Source organism: Halobacillus faecis (assembly GCF_007991335.1).
GTDB lineage: Bacteria > Bacillota > Bacilli > Bacillales > Halobacillaceae > Halobacillus > Halobacillus faecis.
Window position 1 is genome coordinate 261,878 of the sequence record NZ_BJYD01000004.1, and the last position, 20,318, is coordinate 282,195.

Genomic DNA, 20,318 nt, shown 5'->3' on the forward strand with positions numbered 1-20,318 from the left:
CTTCAAACCCCCTTAAGATTTTCTTCACTAGTCTTTATTAAATTCATTAGTAATTTACTAAAGTTACCTGAGTGTTTATACTCCTCATTTAATATCTTTACTCCCCTGGTTAGATGAGCATTAAAAAGACCTGGGAAGTAACTTTCTTCAGATATTTCCTGTTTTGCATGTTGTCTTATTAACGATTTATAAAAGTAGTCGTGATCACCAGTTAGAGTGTTACGATTGAACTCTAGTCCGTTTTTATCAGAATCCACCAGTTCTGGTTGGTCTGGTTGCTGCACAGATAAGGAGATCCCGATTCTACTTAAAATATTTGGTGTGAGTCCAGTAGAGTTCTGTAGAACTTTTAAGGTTTCTGCGGTCTGCGTGTTAGTTTTCAGTCTAAAATTCATGAAAGATTCACCTTTCTTGGAACTAGGTTAAAGAAGTGATGTTCAATCTTCGTTTTTCTTAATGAAGAGTCGTAGTTTAAAGTGTATTCGTTAGCCGTTGTGTCCTTAATACCCTCATACAATTTTTGGTCGATTTCAGAATCAGTAGATAGTACAATATTCTGCACCCCGAATTTAGGCAATAATTTTGTGACAATTGAGTGCTTGTGTTCGTTGTCTAATCGTCCAAGTAAAGTATCTAGAATCAAAGGAAGTTCCTTTTTGGATGACATTATAGTTCCCCATATAATTGATAGAGCTAATAGCTCTTTTTCACCCGCAGATAAAATGTCTTTATTTATTTCTTCGTTATTGAAATCTAAAATTGTAAGCGTGAAATCTTCAGGGTTAATTTTAATATACTTAATAAATTCTTTTTTTCGTATGAGGTCCTTAAACATTTTTGTTGAGAAATATTCAATATCTTTGATTTTATTTCTTAATTGCTGCTTTTGAAACTTCTTACTTATTTGAATGACCTTTTGAGACTGCTCAAAAGAGGATTTAGTCTTTTGAATATTATGAAGTTGTTGTTTAATTTTTTCGTATTTGCGATTAGATTCATCAATTTCATTCTGTATTTCGTGAATTTCTTCTTTAATTGTAGAGAGATTAATCTCTAACTCTGACACTTTATGATTGAAAACTTCCATGCTTTCAATCATTTCACTAAATTCCGGTGAATCATCATTATCTCTAAGTTTTTGTCTCAGTTCTTGCAATTCATTCAATAACTCTTGATTTTCTTCTATAGACCTTATGATCATCTGCAATCTTTCAAGATTTGTATTTTGTAAGAGAGAGTATACTTGCTGGGCTTCAGTCTTTGAAGCATTATGAACAATATCTACTTCTTCTGTAGAAACTAGGTATTTTACAAGAGAATCTTTTAAAGCTGCTTCTTGTTCATCATTAGTATTTAAACCAATATTTTTAACAAGCTCATCTGTAGGAAGATGCTGGATTTTCTCCTTCAATACATTTGAAACATGAAAGTCTTCTTCCTCTTTTAGTTGCTTAACCAGTTCTGAAAGTTTAGGGTATGCAAGGAAAAATGGAAGTTCCATTGCTATGAACTCTTTTATTTTTTCATTTAAATGTTTTCTGTCACCTTCAATATCATTGATACGATTTTGGATTTTATCTCTTTCTTCATACGCTAATCCACCGTGGACAGCAAAATCATTTTTAACTTCTTTGTATCTTACTTGGTTATATTCTAATTCGTTAATTGTGCTTTCTTCATCTGTTTTTAGTTCTTCCAATACTCGAATTGCCCTTTTTAATTCTTCTTCTACACTATTTTTTTCTTCTTCTAATTTACTTTGTTCTTTAGACTTTGAACTCTGATCCAAGTAATCATTTAAATCACTTTCTAAGTTTTGAAACAAATCTAAATTAAAGATCTTTGATGAGAGAATTTGTAAATAATGCGATAAATGGTCTTCATCTGTAAGGTGTGAAATTTCTTCTCCATCAAAAAAACATAATTCTAATAGGGAAGGGGGGAAGCTAGTCCGTAAATGAGAGAAGAATTTATCTTTTTCTACTTCACTCACCTCAATACCGTTTTTAATAACGCTAACTTTTTCCTTTACAGGAAAGGGGTCAACGTCCCAACTTCTTATGATTGCAACATTGTTTCGGGTGAAATCTTGAATAATAGAAAAGTCTATCCTTATGCTGAATTGTTCTTCATGATCTTTAATATCATCATATTGCTTTTTTAATGAATTTGAATTTAGTAAGGATTGAACTTTTTTAATATAATCTTTAGAAACAGTTTTAAAGCCATAAGCTAGAGGGCCATAAAGGGCAAGCCGGACGCTGTTAAGAAATGTGGTTTTCCCCGAACCGTTTTTTCCTCCAATAAGGATTGTATTCTTATTATCTTTTGTATTGAAGTCAAGTATATTTTTCCCTTCGTAGGGCCCAATATTATTTAGTGTAATACTCTTAATTATCATTGTTTGTAATCCTTTCGAGTTTGCAATTATAAATGTAAATAATCTTGTTTGAGAGCATTTGATAGTTGATCCATTAATCCTCTTCTAACTTTATATCCTGTGTACTCTTTTTCAATAAGAAGAAGCTTTTTAATTAATTTGAAGTCAACGCCTTCTTCTTGACACATCATTTCAAGTTGATGGAGTTCATCCTGGTCAAAAATTAAACGTTCATCTTTTTCCCAGTTCAAATGATAGCCAAATACACTATTAAACAATTGTGGAAGACTATCTTCAAAATCACCATGGCTGAACCAGATCTTCCTGATTTCTTTAAGCTCATCTTCCTTAATAAGGTCATATTCTTCATCAAATGGATGTGTTAAGTCTTTTTGAACTTGAAGGAGATATTGTAAAATTTCTTTTCTAGCCTCTAGAGTAAAGGCACCTAGTCCAAAGCGGCAAAGGTTCTCATTTTCATCTCTGATTAAAACCATTGGATCGTCAGAGGAAGATAAGTCAATATTGTTCTTGGATAAATACTCTTTCACCTCATGCTTCTCAATAATGTCGAATTTCTCCAGCGGTATAAGGTCTTTTTTTCGACTCCCTTTTTTAGGAACAATTACATAATCAGTGCCGTCAATATTCTTAATTTGCATGGGCATGAAATAGACCTGTCCGTTCATACGATATTTCATGCGTCGGGTACGATCATCTCGAATAGAAGCTAACCAGTTTCTAAAGTCTAATAATGGCTTCATCCAGTCGTGTCCACTGTCAATAAATCCACTTAAGGCTTTATCTTCATTCACAACTGTACAGACCCAACATCCAAAGCGGGAGTTTCCGCAAGAACCAGCTGACTCCTTAACAGTTTTATCAACAACTAAAGGGCATTCTCCGCTACCGGACTCTTGATATAACCGGTGCAATTCGTAGTTGTCATCACCCCATGGGGATTCAAAACTTAACAAGTAGTTCCATACTTCATCCAAGTCGAATTTTCTTATCGGTGCATATACATATGCATTGGATAGGGTAGAGTGGCGCATTAATACTTTCCCATCAACAGAGTGGGACTTAATGACATTGGCTCTTGTCGCGCTTTCTTGCTCTCTGACTCCTAGAACCATAATAACCTCTCCAAATGAGTTAACTTTCTCTTTGATAAATTGGTTTGCTGGATCTATTTTTAGACGATCCGTACACCATCTAAATTGCTGGTTAGGAGAGGGGTAACCTTTACCGATGATGTTTACCCAAAATGACTGGTCTACCATTGGTTTTACTTTATGTGTTTCAATAGGTAAGTTAAGTTCTACTGCTTTTTCCTCAATTCGACGTAGAGTAGTATTAATTGATTGAATAATTAGAGGTGTCTCTACTAAAGTATCTGAAGATATAACATAAACTTTTTTAGTTAGTTGATCTGAAGGCATCTCACTTAAGGCCTCGAAAACAAGCTGTACGACAACTGTTGAATCCTTTCCTCCACTGTAACCAATTACCCAAGGGCGGTCATCATTCATGTAGGTTTTCTTTACTTCTTCTTTTGCCTGTTCAATCAAGGTTGTTTTATTGTTAAATGCCTCTGTAATAATTCCACTCATTTTAAAGTTCCTTTCTGAAATTGCTCTTCTATCTTCTGTTCACTATCTGTGAGGGTGAGATTTAATGATTTTTTAATTTGTATAGCCGTTAACTTAATGGTGTGTACAGTTTTTTGAACACGGCCATTGACATTTATTGCTCTACCCTTCCAAGAATCTGTATTCGTTCGTGACCAGTCAGCCTTCTTCAATAAAGTAATATAATGTTTCCAATCCTGTTCATTTTCGTATAATTCTTTACCTACAATACCAATTGCTTCTAGAAAAACGCCATGCCCCACGATATAATTCATTCTTAAATCTTTTGGAGTGAGCTCTTGATTCATGACCATTTTCCATTCATTAATTGAATCTGTAAGTACGTTCCAAAATTCTATCAGAAACTTTTCATCTTGTTCAGTGATATTGTCGCCTTTTGATATGCCTAAGAGTCTTAAATTAGCGTTGAAAATATGGTTTAAAGCGATAATTTTAGGTGAGTTCTTTGATAATGATACTTTTTCCCGATCTGTATATCTCTTTAAGAACTGATTATTATTAACGATATTTCTTGTTGCAATAGCAAGCTTGTCTCGATGATCATACAAGATTCCTATAGAGGAGGTTGTATTCACTGCGTGTCGGTTTAGATCCGAAAATATCTGTTGAGATTTTTTTAGCTCGGTATCAATGAAAAACACTACAGAAATTGTTTCACTACCTAATTCTGGATTAATTTTTAATGCTTCTTCTATAGCGGCCCTTCTATGTTGTCCATCATTAATTAGGAACCTAGAATCAAGAGATATTGTAAGCATCCCCATATCACTATACATAGGCTCAGGTGATACAGATTTAAACTCAACTTCTCCATCAATAGAAGCAGTTAAGGAAGAGAAGACGTAATCATCTTTGTTATCAACGATATAATTTGTAATATCTGGAATGCGGTTCTTGTTTATTATTCGTTGTGCGCGATAATCTGGTGGTACTTCTTCTTCATCAAATAAAAAAATCTTTGGAATTACTCTCAAAGGACACATTGCAATATAATATTCTTCGCCTGCTTGAATACCTCTAATGGCAGGAAAGTTATAACTGAAACCAAAATCCATATACATCCCCCTGATTACGTACGTAATATTGTACTTTTATTATAAAAGCATTTGGACAATCTCTCAATCATTTCACATCAACTTTTGTTGGAAATTTGCTTAATCTATTTTAGTCATCTATGTTAAAATTAGATTACAAATTTGTAACTAAGTACGGAGGTTTCTTAAGAATGTCGGAAGAAATGTTTTGTAGTTTTATAGAAAAGTATCAATCCTCGCTATATAATTTAGCACAAAAAGTAGATGAACTAGTTTATTTAGATGCAACTTCTGCGGTTATTCAAGGAAGGAAATTTGCCGAAAACCTGCTAAAGGTTATATATAGAGAAGAAAAAAAGAACAGCACCCAAAATTTCTCTCCAACTCTCTACGAAATGATTAGAGAGCTATATAACGATGGCGTACTAGATAAAAGATTGCAAGAAAAATTTGATTTTTTAAGATTTCAAGGAAACAAAGCTGCCCACGATGATAAAGAACATTCTCAAATTATAGCTTTGAAAGTACACAAACAAGTGTTTCAATTGGCAGGATGGTACACAGAGGTTTATGGATCGCCTGATTTTGAGACACCAGAATATAAAGAACCAAAACCAGCAACAAATGTCGATGAAGATTATATTCAAGATTTAATTAAACAACACATTCAACAATTTACAAATAAAAGCACTTCTGTTATCGAAAAGCAAACTTCTACTAATGAGACGGAGACTTTCCATATAGAACAAGATTTAGAAAAGGGTGAAAGCTATTTAATTCGTGAGTTAAGTAGATTGAAAGCCTCATCTCAGGAAGCACTTGAAAATGTAGGTAACTTTTCAAAGTTCAAGGACTATTTGCATGTGGAACGAAATATACAGCGTAATTTAGAGAAGGAATTAGAAGCATCTCAGGATAAAAGAAAAAAACTGATTTTGCTTTCCGGAAGTGTAGGAGATGGAAAATCTCATTTACTTTCCTATTTGAAGGAAAAGAAACCGCAGTTAATTCAGGATTTTACGATTATTAATGATGCAACGGAGAGTGACTCTCCTGAAAAAAGTAGTTTAGATACATTAAAAGAAAAATTAAGGCCCTTTAGTGATCAAGAGTATCAAATGGGGAACGAACAAATTATCTTAGCGATTAACTTAGGGGTTATAAATAATTTTATTAATTACCCTCATAAGGATTTAACTTTCAATAAGTTCAAAGCGTTTATTGAAGAAAGTAAACTTTTCACAGAGGAAATCACAGAAGTTTATAAAGATGATTCATTTGCTATTATTAATTTCTCAGATTATCAACCATTCCAATTAAGTGAAAATAAAGTATTTTCTGATTATTTCAATGAAATCTTACAAAAGATCACACGGAAAGACACTTTAAATCCATTTTATCAAGCCTATCAATTAGATATACAAAATGACACTTATACTGTCGTTCATTTAAATTACGAGTTACTCTCGAATGAAAATACAAGCAAACTGCTAAATAAACTGCTTTGTTATCTGATTTTAGAAGAGAAGATGGTGATCTCAACAAGAACCTTCTTCAATTTCATAGCAGACATTCTAATTCCTACAGAGACAAGCATCGAAGAAATTAAAATTCAAAATATGACGGAGTTCGAAAGAATTGACTATTCATTGCCGGCTCTTTTATTTGATCGTAAGGGAAGAAGTGAAGTCGTTGACAGAATTCAAAAATACGATCCTATCCATGAACGTTCACATTCTATAGACGAGATAATAAACACGATTTATAGCTCTCAAGATTTTAATAAGGCCATTGAAAGATATATCAAAGAGAAGAGTTATAAAAAAATATTGAATCCATTTGTAGATTTATTAATGGAAAAGGAGAACTCACTCGAAGATGAGTCCTTTCAATCTATTAGTAAATTGTTTATTCGAGCAGCATTTTTTACGGATCCCTTATTACAAGAAGAAATCGAAAAAACATCAATGAGAAAATATGTCCGTTATTTATATGGATACAATCGGATGTCCAACAAAATTGTCAAAGAAATCTATACAAGTGTTTGGGAAGCAATATTATCCTGGAGAGGTTCGCCTAAAAGAGGTTATGTATATATTAATAGTATGTCTGAGAACTATCGTCTTGCTCAGAAAATCGACTTTATTCCTTCTCCTCTTGGAAAAAAACCAAATGCATTAGAGGTACTAGAAACTTTTGATACAACAATAAATTTAGCTTTTACAGATCAATCCAAATCAGAAATCATCCACTTTGAAATTGATTATGCGCTTTTTGAACTTCTAGATAAAGTGATTAAAGGGTATCGACCTAACAAAAAAGACTATGAAGATGGACTATCATTTGTGACATTTATGAATCAACTAATATCAATCTCTAAGAATTCAGATTTGCTAATTCACTATCATGGTGAAAATGAGTTGTTTAGCTTAGGAAAGGATTTCTTAGGAGCATTTGCATTTGAGAAGGTGGAAAAATAAGATGAGTACTGTTTTTTATTTCGAGGATATTCATAAGATACTTTCAAAAAAACAGACGAAGAATGGTTTATCGCATGACACTGGAAATGTGAAAGATGCATTTCCTTTTACTTCATCTAAATTAACAAGAGTTTTTAATGAAAGCATTAATGAAATTATTGGTGAGTTAGTGAGAATAACTAATAACTTCAAAGAACCTACGTTCACTGATGAGAGTGATTTTACGTATTCTGACTACCCCTTAATTAACAATGTTGTGGACAATGTAGAATTTAGAGATGATGAAAACCATGAAGTATTAGCTGGTTTTTTAGAAGATTTCCTATTTAAAAATAACTCAGAGTTAAAACCGTTACATTTATACCTCTTTAATTATATAACGCTACTTGAAGAAAAGAAGGGGGATAAAAAGGAGAAAGAGAAGTATTCGCGATTTATTTATGATCTTTTATTCGACAACAATGAGCAAATATCCTCTCTGTTTTCTTCAAAAGAGACAAATAATTTGCTAACAGAATTAATAATATCTTCTTTACCAGAGCTTGAGAGTAAAGGCAATAACCAACAAAATAAAGAACCAAAATATTCAAATACTCTTCCCTTGTTAAAGGAATTATTTATTGAGGACTTTCTTTACCTTAGTAAACAAAAAGATTATTTTATTAAACATTTCTTTAATATCGTCCATTTTTACACCTTTCAATATGTATTACAGTTTCTTAGGAAGTCTCAAAAGTTTGGTAATGAATCTTTGCAAAAACTGGATTCCTTTTATTTTACTTTTGATTGGGAAACAGGAATCGGAGGATATAGACAAGCTGTTGAAGACTATAGGATGATTAAAAATAATGCTCACAATTTATTTGTGCATATCCATTGCCTGTCACATTTAAGCCAATCGAAAGAAGATCGAAGCGATTTGAAAACTTATAAAGCAATTATTGAAACTCTTCAAGAATTATCAAGCAGCGAGCAGCTCGAAGAAAAACAAAAGCTAATTGATTGGATAAAAGAATATTCAAATTTAGCGGGCCAAGAAGTACCTAATACGGTAAATGAGGACTCAACTTTTTCTGATCTCTTTAAAGCTCTCTTCTCACAACTTCAAGAGGGTATGAGTAAAGAGGTGTGTTTGAAATACGGGAAAAATATCGATAATTTAGGGAAAAGCAAATTTTTGAAGGCTAGAGGTAAGCATGGATATATTTTATCGCTTAAACAAGATGATTTTCTTATGCTCAGTGCAGTAGCAGTCAAAAATGAAAAGATCTCATTAAAGGAATTTTTTATCGAGTTGGAAAGAAGAGGGATGGCCTTCGATCAGTACAGTAAAAAAGAAGCCATACATCTTCTCGAGCAACAGAATTATATAGAAAAGAAGAGTGATAGTGGTGATGCACAATATGTCAAACCTATTTTTTAAATTTATTTCAAATTTAATATATGAATACTTTTCACAATCTAAACCTTTACAAGGGGAGAGGTATTATTTAATTTTAAATAATAATGAGGATGTTGAGGAATTTACTACGTCATTAGATGAGTCGTTAAATCCTGCTTCATTTTCATATCGTTTAGAAAATGGTGAAGATTTTATAACAAGGCAATTTTGTTATGATCAAGGCGCAGACTTAGTAGTAGCCAATACAAGTAAAAACATTACCAATGATTTTCTTGTAACATTAAGGAATCGTGTCGGGGACCAAGTTGATGAGTGGAATGGGAAAGCCCTTCTAAGTATTATTTCTGATGACTTAGATTCAATCAGTGGCGGAAGTATATCACTTCAGAGCGAGGGAATGCCTCTGCATCCCAAAGAATTATCTTTGAGTATCCGAAAAAAAATTCAAGAGGAAGTTCAATCTTCTACTGACCGCATTATATTAAATAACTATTTAAGTCAAATAGATCACGATCGTTTAATGCAATTTACTACATTTTATGATTACAAAGAAGTGATAGAGATTCTTCATAAAGGCCACCTTTCTAGTGATGACTTTAAAAACCTTGGGATGTTTAAGGATGAACAATTGGATACCTATAAGGGTTCAAATCTTGAGGAGAGATTACAAAAAAACAAAGAACTCTATTCAAAATTAGAGAAGTTAAATGAACTAAATCAGGATGACAGTGAGTATGAAAAATTATTTTTGGATAAAGACATTTCTGCATTAAAAAAAGATAACTGGAAAGAATTGGATTTTAAACTAGTTTTTCAATCTAACAAAAAAAGGTCGGAATCGAATAAAAGAACGAAGGTAGAGTTTGATAAAGTAAGAATTCCTTCCAATGTTCGTTGCGAGTACTTTATACGACCATTAGGTGATAAAGGGGCAGCGAAAAGAAAATATCAAATGTTGGTCTATACGGATGAACCTGAAATGCTAAGTTTCTCTATAAATATCAATGTAAGTAATAGTGAAAAAGATAGTTTACAGCAAGAGTTTTTAAGACATTATGGCAGTGGAGAAGTGAAAGTTAGAAAAAGGACCATCGATGTTACATTGGATAAAAGTGACCTTGAGGCTAGTTTTCAACGTCTCGTTTATAAACATGATAACAAAGCTTCCTTAGGTGCAGAATTTAATATTTGCATCTTGCCTTTCAGAGAAAAGATCTTTTCGGAGTATCACACTTCTTTTGAAATTAACTATAAAGACAGACTTATAAAACTACCATTTGATAGTAACGAAATCACTTTAGGGGTAGAGCCTAAGATCTCACAAAGAATTTCTGAGGAGCAAGATATCCTTGAGGTTGAAGACCCAGAAGGGGCAGCCTATGAAGTACCTGAAGAAGTTATTGATAGGGAAGAAAGAGTGTTGTACACGGTTCTATATAAGAATGTTAAAACGCTTTTGGAGTTGGCAGGTGAAAAACCTGAAACAACACCTATTAAAGCAAACCGTCTTGCAAAATTAAAAAGAGAAACTCAAGCAAGCTTCACTTTGAAGGGGAGTAAAATTACAAGTACACAGGCCCACGAGTATTATATTTATTCTGAATACAAGAAGTACATCGATATAGAATATGAATGGCTCTCAGAACTTTCATATTCAGGCTCCTATAACGCAGGCCAATTTTTTAGAAATGATGACATAAAATTGCCACTCGAATTAAAAGATGCCTATAATCGTTTTGTAAATAGTTTCCTAAAAAAAGCACCCTCTCTTACACATTGGGATGAAAAAATACAAACTAGGGCTAAAGAGTACGTAAAAGCCTATATTAACGCGGTAACCGAGTTTGGAACGGATCACCCCGGGGGGAATAAGTGTAGAAATATTTTCAAGTTAGGTCTCATTTACAATTCAACTGGGGATGAGATTTGGGTCACTCCTTTCCACCCACTTAATGTTGCTTTTGAATTAAGGAAACTAAATAAATTATCTGATGAAGATATTGAAATTGGAATACTAGATCGATTAAAGCCAGATGGGTTACTCCCATTTGTGAGAGACGATGATGACCAAGTATATAATCCCGACTCTCAGCAATCCATCCCAGGATGGATGGTCTATAAAAAAGTTGACACAGCAAATGTCGTAGACGCTGATCTTTATTTAGATAAAGTAGTCAAGGATAAATTGAATCAATTTGAAGAGCATTTTTCTTATTTGTTTTTGAATCACTCTAGTGCACCAGTTAAAGTCAATGTAATTAATATTCTCAACGATTATCAAGTGATTAGAGGACTTATCAAATGGTATTTAGAAAAGAAAAACAAGCTCTCTGTTATTAAAATGCCAAAGATCGTTGTGAATGTTTATAGAGAGAGCAAGGACGATAGTTTTTGCGAACAATTTACGGAAATGGCGAGTGTTGCGGATTTTGAGCAGACATTCGACTTAAAACTAAAAACAAAGGATCAAAATGAATCCTCCGAAGACTTACTTTCAGAACTCCATCGAAACATTGAATTTTTCGTAACTTCTCCTACAGGGACTTTTGATTATGCTCATATTTCTTTTTACAAAATGGAAGCTCAAAAACAGTTTGCCTCCCAACCTATGGCCAATCTTGAGAGTGGAGTGTCAATGGATGGATTGTATAATACGATCCCATCTAAGAAATTTGAAGAAGATTACCGAAGCGGGTTTGGAATTAAAGATTATTCAATAGAGAAAGATGATCTGCTTCTACAAACTGCCTTTTATTCTAATGAGCTTGCTGCAAACATGGTTAATCATGCAAGCAATACCTATATGAAGGGCGAAGGCCTTGTGGCTCGTACAACATTAGATGATCTTAATGTGATCAATAACGTACTCGATTCTTCTAATTGGGTCACGTTTGTAGACCCTGGAGTAGAATTAGATTTCTTTGAAAGCACAATAGACAACTTATTGGTGATCCATTACAATGACCAATATTCTTCATCTAGTCGTTATGATGCAGTTACAGTAACAAGCCGCTCTAACCAATACTATGAAGTTATAAAAGAATTTTTTGATTCTTTACTGCTTTCCACTGACCAAAACCCTAAAACTGTGGAAAGAACAATTTCTGCATTTAACACAATAAATGGAGAGTGGCTTTTAAAGATTTTAGGTACACGAGGTTATTATACTGAGGAAAAATTAAGTATTATTGCCGCCATAAAAGCTTCATTGGCATATTTTAATCATAATAAAATTACTTGGGTACCCATTTCGTTGGAGGAAGTCCTGAGGGTTGCCGGTGCTGTTAATTTAAGTAGATCAACGGGGATTTTCACCGCAAAAAACTTAGGTGTTACGGGAAAGCATAGCGATGATGTTCTATTGATAGGGCTGGAAGAAAATGAAGGGTTGAAAGTCCATCTTTATCCAATAGAAGTTAAGATAGGTAATAATGAGAGTAACGTTATTAATAAAGCTAAAGAACAAGTAGCGAAAACCAGTAATTTATTGGAAGCGCAAACGATTGAAAAAGATCAACCATTCATGAAAGAGTTTTATCGTAATTTCTTTGTACAACTATTCACATCCAATGCGAAGAGAATTTGTCAAACAGGCTTTTTTAAGTCTAAGGATTATCACTTATCTAATACTACAATGGAAGCACTTAAAAAAGGGCAATACGAATTTGTAGATTATTTAAATCGGTATATAGGAAAAGGAGCTATATTCTCTTATAAAAAGAGTGTGTATATGCGTTCTAATGAACTTGTTGATGATGTTTTACTCATTGAAATGCCTAAAGAGGATGATCTAAAGCCATGTATAATAAATGAGGTTTCAGAGTTAGAAACGTGGTTAACAAATGAGAATAGTGACTTTAATCCTGAGACTATCTTAAAATATTGTTATCAACCTGAAGGCGTTGAAAACCCACAGACTACTTCTACTAAAGAGAAAATTATGAAGTTGTTAAATGATTAGTACAAAAGCCACTAGCTTAAGCTAGTGGCTTTTATTGCTGTGAAAGGTTAAAGGAATTTCGACCTCTTCGCTCAGCTGGAAGAGGGATGTTCCTTGTTCCTTCATTGTTCGGGAGGTCTCCACATCCACAGGCCACACCATAGATTTAAGTATTCAGTTAGAATTGTTTAATCTAACGATACTTGACAATTAAATGTAAGTGGTAATGTACTATTTTTAACCGGTATCCCCATGTAACATAGTGGAAGAAACTCTGCTCCTATATCGATCTATCAATAATGAGTGGGTATCGACATCCAGCATATCAGCGAGTCTTTCTATGGTAATTAATGAGGGGTTTCAGTCCTCGTATGTATGGGGCTAGAGTGGAAGAAGTGAGAGATATCTAACGGAAATAAATACCTCTTGGTCCAAAGAGGTATTTTCTTCTGTTATGATTTATTCAGCCGTTAAATTAATGAATATGATAATTTCTGCTTAGATTGGGTGTGCATTTTTATATTCGGTTGCCTCAATGTTTTCTGCAAAACTTGCGAATGTTATATGTCCGAACGTAACGATAAGAGCAAGTTCATTTGAGTTAGGTACTCCAAGCTTATCAAATTAGACCGTGGATGTCTTTTTTGGTATATGTCTTGAAAAAGTGAAATTATCTTTTTTTTTGCTCATAATTTACTGAATTTACTAAATTAGAAGGAATAGATGCTTTTTACATTGAAGTATGAAAGTCATGCATCTTTTTATTATTAGTAAATATATTCCAAGGAAGGATGATGCAAATATGAGTGGAACATTTAGAATTACAGACTTCTTTGATCCTCATGCAGTAAGTGTAAGTGAATTCTTTGGTAGAGGTGAAAATAAAAAATTATTTATCCCTGATCACCAAAGGAATTACCTCAATTAGAAAGCGAAGCTGAATGGTATACGAGAATCAACTCTATTGGATCACAATTTTGGAGTAATGAAATATCAGAGAAACTGCAAGTGTTTAAAAAGCTAGACATTACACACCATATTCCTTTACTGCTTACAGGGGCTATAAGATATGGAGAAGGTGATCATGATTCATTTGAAAGGTTGCTAGATTCTCTGATATCATTTTGTTTCCGGTATTTTACTATTGGAAATAGAACTGTAGCTGACCTCGAAAAACAAATTGGATTAATGTCTAAATATCTACGTAATCCTTTACCTCTAGAGGATATAAGCGAAAATGATGAGGAAGTAAAGACGATTCAAAATTTGCAAGATGTGATTGACTATATGTGTCGACTCACTCCGGATTTAACTTTTGTTAATAATTTTGAATTATTTTCTACCAGAAATAATACTCTCGGATTTTATATCTTAAATGAACTTGAAAAGCAAAAAAGGAGCGGGGTAAGGCCATTAAACCATGGACCTAATCAGCATATTGAACATATAATGCCAAAAAGGCCATCTAAAGCACAAAATAGAATGAATGAATGGAGTAGTGTTCGTAATTCTGAGGATTATAACGAATTTAAGTATAGGGTTGGAAATTTATTGATAATAGAGAGAGAATTGAACCAAAGAGCGAAAAATTATGATTTTAGTACAAAAAAAGAGGTTTACGAGGAATCAGGTTTGTACTATCCATCAGAAATTATCAATTTAGATGAATGGGATTTCCAGTCTATCGAGAAGAGACAAAAACAAATGGCTCAAGATGCATTGCAAGTTTGTAACTATTCGGAGTGATAAGTCTGGGTTTTGAAAAATTCAATACAGCTATGGGTCCCCTCCCATTGCGTAAAAGAAATTATATTAAATGAGGGGGAAGAATGTCCGCATAATATGTTTCATCACTTGTGTATTATTGACCTCAGTTACAATTGCTCAAAGTTACCAGCCATTTTCTTATAGTTTTTAGGAATGTTTTGACAATTATATTTAAAAAGGCTTCTGATGCTCAAGGAACTTATGAAGCAGAGATGGAGCTCAACAGGCACGGGATCACAGAGGAGGAGCACAACCAGTTCACTCCTTCTCCGGTGGCTTATGCATACGCGTCCCATAAGTACCGTGGCGCCTATCATGGGAATTTGGGAGAAATGATCGCCATAATTCTTCCGTGCTGTTGGCTTTATTATTAAGTCAGGGACCACTTGGAAGATCATCAGCCAAAGGAGCAGATTTATCAGGAAATGATCGGATGAAGGTGTCTAACCCCAACCGTGCTAAAGTGTTTACGTTTTAGGGGTCAAGTATTTATATTAAAAGGAATGGGAATTTTCCCTTGGTTAACATAATTTCAAAATCGTCAGCTTTATGGATGGTATTAATTTGCTGGGGTCATTCTCATACATATAGTAGTATGATAGATCTGAAATTCCCATTTAAAACCCGTCCTTTTTAAGTAAAAAATCGTCTAACTTAAAGGATAAGAAATTTCACTAAATTTAGGAATCCCAATCATAATTAATATATACCGTTTTACGGGTTTCCATTGTTTGGTGTTTTTATACTATATTAACTTTTTAGGGGCGACTTTTATGAAAACTAAAAACGTACTCACAACGGCGGCTTTGGTGTCAACCTTATTTATAACGGCATGTGCCACGAACGAAGAATCTAATATAGAAACCGAAACGGTTGAAGCGTCTGAAATAGAAAAAGTCGATCCTAAACCCGACGAAAAGATTTACGATAAGGACGGCGAGGTAATGGCAGAAGTGTCAGCTGATGAACTTTATTTTGCAGACGGCGAAGTGATTGCGGGAATGGAAACTAAAAAGCCCGCAGGTTCAGGAGATTATAAAAGTAAGAAAGACCCCCGTTTGATGATCCCTGCAGGATATGAAAAGTTCACCGAAACTTTTGAGACTTTCGAACTTCCTGAAGAACGTAGGTTGTCGGCGGAAGAAGCAGAAGAGTTGCTTGGTGTCAAAGAAATGGAACACTTCCCGATCATTGCGTATGATAACGGAATGATTTTTTACGACGGTTATTTAAATAGAATGAAGTCACAAGTTTGGTTGAATGACGAAAGGCCATATCCGTTTGGAACACAATCGTTGGGTTTATTTATAACAATTGTTGAAACGTCGGTTTCTGATATTCAAATTCCGTGGGAAGGTCGTGGATTTAAAGAAAAGCCATTGGAAGAGTTTTCGAAAATGGAACGTGAATATTTCGTGAACAGTCACGGCTTTAATTTGATGCAACAAAAGAACATGTATTTGAATCATCAGTTCCGCCAATTCGAAACGTATTTCAGCGAAAATGGGAACGACGATCTTGCGGCATGGACGACCAAAACCGTTGACCTGATGGAACATGCTGACACGCTTAGTCGTTCTGATTGGGAAGAAGCTTACACATATTATTACGAAGCGGTTCAACGTATTTTCGCCATGGATCAAAGTATTCCGAAACAAGATATTAGTGAAGAATGATTAAGTAAAGAAAAATATTATGGAAGAATTGAACGGAATGAGAATTTGGCGAGGCGTTGACAATAGTTGAAATCAGGTAATGACAATAGATGATGGTCTTCTTACTTACATAGATAAAAATGAATGATAGTATGTGAACCTTTGATATAATATTAGAATAAGTACCGAATTATAAAAAATGTTTAGAAATGTAGAAATGAAAAATAAGGGAGAAGAGTCTGATGGAAAACATTCGTAGTATTTTTACTAAAAACAATTTCAATCTTACAAAGCAAACAAGTAAAGCAGATGAATTTGAAAATAAAGACACGAGCGAAGTGATCTACCTGGTACCGAATAAACAAATCAACATTATTTTAAATCCAAACATCGTGGAGAAAAAAGCCATCTTGAGAAGTGATGGGAAACTACATAGCACAGCATTGACATTATTTCCTAAAGAACAGAATAAGGGAGCTAATCTCATTCAGTATGGTTATTCATTTAAGTTTAAAACGGAGGATGAGTTGGATTCATTTTTGGATAGTTTTAATAGGATATAAACCTTTAGTTTCGTAGGATGGGAAGACTACATTTTTCGAACTCCATAAATATACAAAAAAAGTGTCTCGTTTGAGGCGCTTCTTTTTTATAGATTCAACGTCTCTTAATAAAAGATTTCGATTGGAGCTTTTTCGTCATTGTAAATTAAGGATTTGAGGTGAGACAAATGTTTCCGAATGAGGGAGGTCCTTTCTTGTTTCTCGGTTTATCTATTGCTTGTGCGCTTATCATAGCTATGATCCCTACAACACTACCAGAGGAAGAAGATGGAGAAGGAGAAAGGGAAGATACACAATTACTAAAGAAAACGATGCACCACGCTAAAAGTTTCGTACTAGCTATATATTTGCTGGCCATATTAGTTTGCTTGCTGGAAATTACAGGATTTTTGCAATACATAGTCGGCGGAGAAGTCAGAAAATTGTTGGGGTTCTTATAATATTAAGAATGGGGCAGATATAGCAGCCGCTCTTTTGACCCACGTTATAATTTAATTGCATGAACATCCTTTAATAGGTAAGCATGTTAAATATTCTCTATATTTTGTTACCTTAATTATAAATGAACTAAAGGAGGATTTTATGAGTTCTGAAAATACTTATAGGAGCAAAGAAGAATTGATTGAGCAGTTAAGGAACAAGAAGGAAACGTTTTGGTCTAATGAAACACTTAAACCTTATCACACGCTGAATAAAAATCTGCCTATCCCTACCAAAGACCTTCATGAAGCGGAAATGCTCCTTCAAAGGTTTGCTCCATATTTAGCTAAAGTATTTCCAGAAACCAACAAGATGAACGGAATCATTGAATCTCCCATCCGCGGCATACCTTCTATGAAGCAGGAATTGGAGAAGCGATCCCAGCAATCCATCCCAGGCAAATTGTATTTGAAGTGTGATCATGATCTTCCGATAGCTGGATCCATAAAAGCGCGAGGAGGTATTTATGAAGTATTAAAATACGCGGAAGGGCTGGCCATAAAACATGGAAAGCTTACGGAAGATGACGACTATTCTAAATTAGCCAATCCCGAATTCAAGCAGTTCTTCTCCAACTTCTCAATTGCTGTAGGATCCACAGGCAATCTGGCTTTGAGTATAGGCATCATGAGTGCTGTTTTAGGGTTCCAGGTAACGGTTCATATGTCCGTGGACGCGAAAGAATGGAAGAAAGAGCTACTCAGGGATAAAGGTGTAGTGGTGGTAGAGCATGATAAGGATTTTTCTTTTGCCGTAAACGAAGGACGGAGACAATGTCAGGAGCAAAGGAACTGTTACTTTGTTGATGACGAAAATTCCAAGGATTTATTTTTAGGCTATGCCGTGGCTGCTTTGCGCCTTCATGAGCAATTAAAACAGGAGAATATCACGGTTGATGCGGACCATCCTCTGGTGGTTTATTTACCTTGTGGTGTAGGAGGAGGCCCTGCGGGGATCACTTATGGACTGAAGTATGTTTTCGGGGATCATGTGCACTGTTATTTTGCAGAGCCGACCAGCTCCCCTTGCATGACGCTTGGTCTTGCCACAGGAAAACATGAGGACATTGCTGTTCAGGATATCGGGCTTGATAATAAGACGGAAGCTGATGGGTTAGCTGTTGGACGACCGTCAGCTTTGGCCGGCCGGCTGGTAGAAAATATGGTGAACGGCATTTATACGATCAACGACGAAAACTTGTACAAGCTTTTAGCCCTTTTGCATGAATCGGAAGGTATTTCCCTCGAGCCATCGGCACTTGCAGGCATGTACGGTCCTTCTTCCATTGACATCCAACAACAGTTAAACCGCATGTATGGCTCCCGGTTAAGTCATACGACTCATTTAGTCTGGGCAACAGGTGGAAGTTTGGTGCCAAAAGATATTATGGAAGGCTTTGTTTCTAAAGGCACATCATTTCTTCGTAAGGAAGGATAGAAGATACGAAACTGTTGGAGTGATCCTGTGAATTCAGATAGAGGAAATTACGCCCCCATGGATCTATGGTGGGGTGCGAATATATAAGTTATTAAAAGACTTAAAATTTCATGGGGAGCTCCTGACGAACATTATTAAATGCATATAAAGCCACAGGTCTGGGATCAAACTCAGTCTATGAAACCAAGAAGAACCCCACGAATCAAAATAGTTTGTAGGGTTCTTCTGTTTTTTCATTATAAGGAGGGAATTGATTTCGGCTTTGGCGTATTAGCTACAATTAAGATTATTTTTTTTAAGAGGTGAAAAAGTGTCTTTACCATCAAAGTGTAGATACTGGCATGCTCATGAAAATATAAATGCAGTTTTGGGATGCAAGGAAAGAGTATAGCGAAAGACCCAGAGTGTCTAAAATAGCACCCTAATCCAAATGTAGTTGAAAAAGACCGTTATATATAGGATTTTGTGAATGATTTGGACTTACTTTTACACGCATCGGGAGAATGACATAGCTCTATTAAAAAATAGAAATAAGGAAGTTCAATCCATTTTATCTCCATGTGAACCTTATTTTCTCAAAGAAACAACTAGAGTAAACCACCTAAGACATCCTTTGTATCTGAAAAAGAATTTAAAACTGATTTCTTACTAAACGAGTAATTCGGTTGTGTAATGATAAAACATAGGAGCCATAGACGAGAGGATAGTATGCCAAAACTTTTCCTCCATTTAGATGGCGCGGTTATCTTTATCACAAGTTTGTATTTCTATCAGCAAAACAATTTCAGCCGGATCGCCCTCATTTTTCTTTTGTTCGTTTTCGATGTGTCCATGGTCGGCTATGTCATCAATGAAAGAGTGGGGACCATTGTTTACAATATCTTTCATAGTTACATCCTTCTGGTCATACTCATACTTGTTTCTACCATTATGACGTTAGATTCGATATTGATGGTCAGCCTTATTTGGACGGCTCATATCTGGATGGATAGGATGTTTGGTTACGGTTTGAAGTATCATAGTGGCTTCAAAGATACACATTTTCAAAAGGTTTAGGAGGGAGGAGAGAAGATCGAATCTTTCTCGAAGAATGTAACAAACAAATCCGTGAAATCATAGGAGATCATTTGGTTGGCGTATTTCTGCATGGTTCCCTTGTATTGGGTGCGTCCCTCAAAATAGAGATGTGACCTTATCGTCATGACTGAAAAGCACATGACAAGGGAAAAAGCAGAGTAACTCACAGATTTTTTACTCCATAAATAAAAACCTCCATTTTCGATGGAGTTATCAATCCTGTGTCGGAATCAATTGAACCAAAGGCAGCATCCCTGTCTCTATGACTATATTTTTTATAATAACCTATTGCATCGTTTCGAATCGCATGATATATTATTACTTGTCGCTTTAAGAGAGCGGCTAGCCGCAAACGGCTTAACAAAATAAATCATAAAAAAGTTGTTGACGAAAACAGCAGGAAATGATAAATTTATTAAGTCGCTTTTTTGAAGCAGCAAACAAAACATTT

At 34.7% G+C, this 20,318-nt stretch carries 13 protein-coding genes; 9 read left to right on the forward strand and 4 right to left on the reverse strand.

Translation table 11 applies throughout. The features are described from left to right. Window positions 1–2 precede the first annotated feature (2 nt). From HFA01_RS03315 to dndB, 4 genes are read right to left on the reverse strand one after another with little or no spacing between them, the layout of a single operon-like run. Window positions 3–395: a DndE family protein gene (locus HFA01_RS03315; RefSeq protein WP_146813146.1), complete on the reverse strand. Its 393-nt coding sequence runs from the start codon at window positions 393–395 to the stop codon at window positions 3–5. Beyond that, complete coding sequence (gene dndD, locus HFA01_RS03320) at window positions 392–2,401, reverse strand: DNA sulfur modification protein DndD (protein ID WP_146813148.1); 2,010 nt, start codon at window positions 2,399–2,401, stop codon at window positions 392–394. The genes HFA01_RS03315 and dndD overlap by 4 nt, the downstream gene beginning before the upstream one ends. A gap of 26 nt (window positions 2,402–2,427) precedes the next feature. Next, complete coding sequence (gene dndC / locus HFA01_RS03325) at window positions 2,428–3,993, reverse strand: DNA phosphorothioation system sulfurtransferase DndC (protein ID WP_146813150.1); 1,566 nt, start codon at window positions 3,991–3,993, stop codon at window positions 2,428–2,430. Further along, window positions 3,990–5,087 (reverse strand): DNA sulfur modification protein DndB, encoded by a 1,098-nt coding sequence (gene dndB, locus HFA01_RS03330; RefSeq protein WP_146813152.1) that lies wholly within the window; start codon window positions 5,085–5,087, stop codon window positions 3,990–3,992. The genes dndC and dndB overlap by 4 nt, the downstream gene beginning before the upstream one ends. Before the next feature lie 170 nt (window positions 5,088–5,257). Between dndB and dptF the strand changes: the two genes are divergently transcribed. The 9 genes from dptF (at window position 5,258) to HFA01_RS03375 (ending at window position 19,846) form a co-directional block, all read left to right on the forward strand. Next, window positions 5,258–7,546 (forward strand): DNA phosphorothioation-dependent restriction protein DptF, encoded by a 2,289-nt coding sequence (gene dptF / locus HFA01_RS03335; RefSeq protein WP_167506142.1) that lies wholly within the window; start codon window positions 5,258–5,260, stop codon window positions 7,544–7,546. A 1-nt stretch (window position 7,547) separates the two neighbouring features. Then, the gene (gene dptG / locus HFA01_RS03340; protein ID WP_146813156.1) at window positions 7,548–8,969 is read left to right on the forward strand and encodes a DNA phosphorothioation-dependent restriction protein DptG; all 1,422 of its coding nucleotides are present in this window, start codon (window positions 7,548–7,550) and stop codon (window positions 8,967–8,969) included. Further along, window positions 8,950–12,909: a DNA phosphorothioation-dependent restriction protein DptH gene (dptH, locus tag HFA01_RS03345; protein WP_167506143.1), complete on the forward strand. Its 3,960-nt coding sequence runs from the start codon at window positions 8,950–8,952 to the stop codon at window positions 12,907–12,909. The genes dptG and dptH overlap by 20 nt, the downstream gene beginning before the upstream one ends. Window positions 12,910–13,896: 987 nt before the next feature. Beyond that, window positions 13,897–14,634: an HNH endonuclease family protein gene (locus tag HFA01_RS03350; protein ID WP_146813160.1), complete on the forward strand. Its 738-nt coding sequence runs from the start codon at window positions 13,897–13,899 to the stop codon at window positions 14,632–14,634. A 794-nt stretch (window positions 14,635–15,428) separates the two neighbouring features. Beyond that, on the forward strand, window positions 15,429–16,331 hold the full coding sequence (locus tag HFA01_RS03355) for a hypothetical protein (protein WP_146813162.1): 903 nt from the start codon (window positions 15,429–15,431) through the stop codon (window positions 16,329–16,331). A 221-nt stretch (window positions 16,332–16,552) separates the two neighbouring features. Beyond that, window positions 16,553–16,873 (forward strand): hypothetical protein, encoded by a 321-nt coding sequence (locus tag HFA01_RS03360; RefSeq protein ID WP_146813164.1) that lies wholly within the window; start codon window positions 16,553–16,555, stop codon window positions 16,871–16,873. A gap of 167 nt (window positions 16,874–17,040) precedes the next feature. Beyond that, a complete protein-coding gene (locus tag HFA01_RS03365) occupies window positions 17,041–17,313 on the forward strand; it encodes a hypothetical protein (RefSeq protein ID WP_146813166.1) in 273 nt (90 codons plus the stop codon). A gap of 142 nt (window positions 17,314–17,455) precedes the next feature. Then, a complete protein-coding gene (gene dsdA, locus HFA01_RS03370) occupies window positions 17,456–18,790 on the forward strand; it encodes a D-serine ammonia-lyase (protein ID WP_146813168.1) in 1,335 nt (444 codons plus the stop codon). A gap of 708 nt (window positions 18,791–19,498) precedes the next feature. Continuing rightward, window positions 19,499–19,846 (forward strand): DUF4260 domain-containing protein, encoded by a 348-nt coding sequence (locus tag HFA01_RS03375; RefSeq protein ID WP_146813170.1) that lies wholly within the window; start codon window positions 19,499–19,501, stop codon window positions 19,844–19,846. Window positions 19,847–20,318 lie beyond the last annotated feature (472 nt).

Bases quoted from the DNA above. Each gene is read 5' to 3' on its own strand.
- HFA01_RS03355 (WP_146813162.1), top strand. From the start codon at position 15,429: ATGAAAACTAAAAACGTACTCACAACGGCGGCTTTGGTGTCAACCTTA.
- HFA01_RS03375 (WP_146813170.1), top strand. From the start codon at position 19,499: ATGCCAAAACTTTTCCTCCATTTAGATGGCGCGGTTATCTTTATCACA.
- HFA01_RS03315 (WP_146813146.1), bottom strand. From the start codon at position 395: ATGAATTTTAGACTGAAAACTAACACGCAGACCGCAGAAACCTTAAAA.
- dsdA (WP_146813168.1), top strand. From the start codon at position 17,456: ATGAGTTCTGAAAATACTTATAGGAGCAAAGAAGAATTGATTGAGCAG.
- dndC (WP_146813150.1), bottom strand. From the start codon at position 3,993: ATGAGTGGAATTATTACAGAGGCATTTAACAATAAAACAACCTTGATT.
- dptF (WP_167506142.1), top strand. From the start codon at position 5,258: ATGTCGGAAGAAATGTTTTGTAGTTTTATAGAAAAGTATCAATCCTCG.
- dndB (WP_146813152.1), bottom strand. From the start codon at position 5,087: ATGGATTTTGGTTTCAGTTATAACTTTCCTGCCATTAGAGGTATTCAA.
- dndD (WP_146813148.1), bottom strand. From the start codon at position 2,401: ATGATAATTAAGAGTATTACACTAAATAATATTGGGCCCTACGAAGGG.
- dptG (WP_146813156.1), top strand. From the start codon at position 7,548: ATGAGTACTGTTTTTTATTTCGAGGATATTCATAAGATACTTTCAAAA.
- dptH (WP_167506143.1), top strand. From the start codon at position 8,950: ATGTCAAACCTATTTTTTAAATTTATTTCAAATTTAATATATGAATAC.
- HFA01_RS03360 (WP_146813164.1), top strand. From the start codon at position 16,553: ATGGAAAACATTCGTAGTATTTTTACTAAAAACAATTTCAATCTTACA.
- HFA01_RS03365 (WP_146813166.1), top strand. From the start codon at position 17,041: ATGTTTCCGAATGAGGGAGGTCCTTTCTTGTTTCTCGGTTTATCTATT.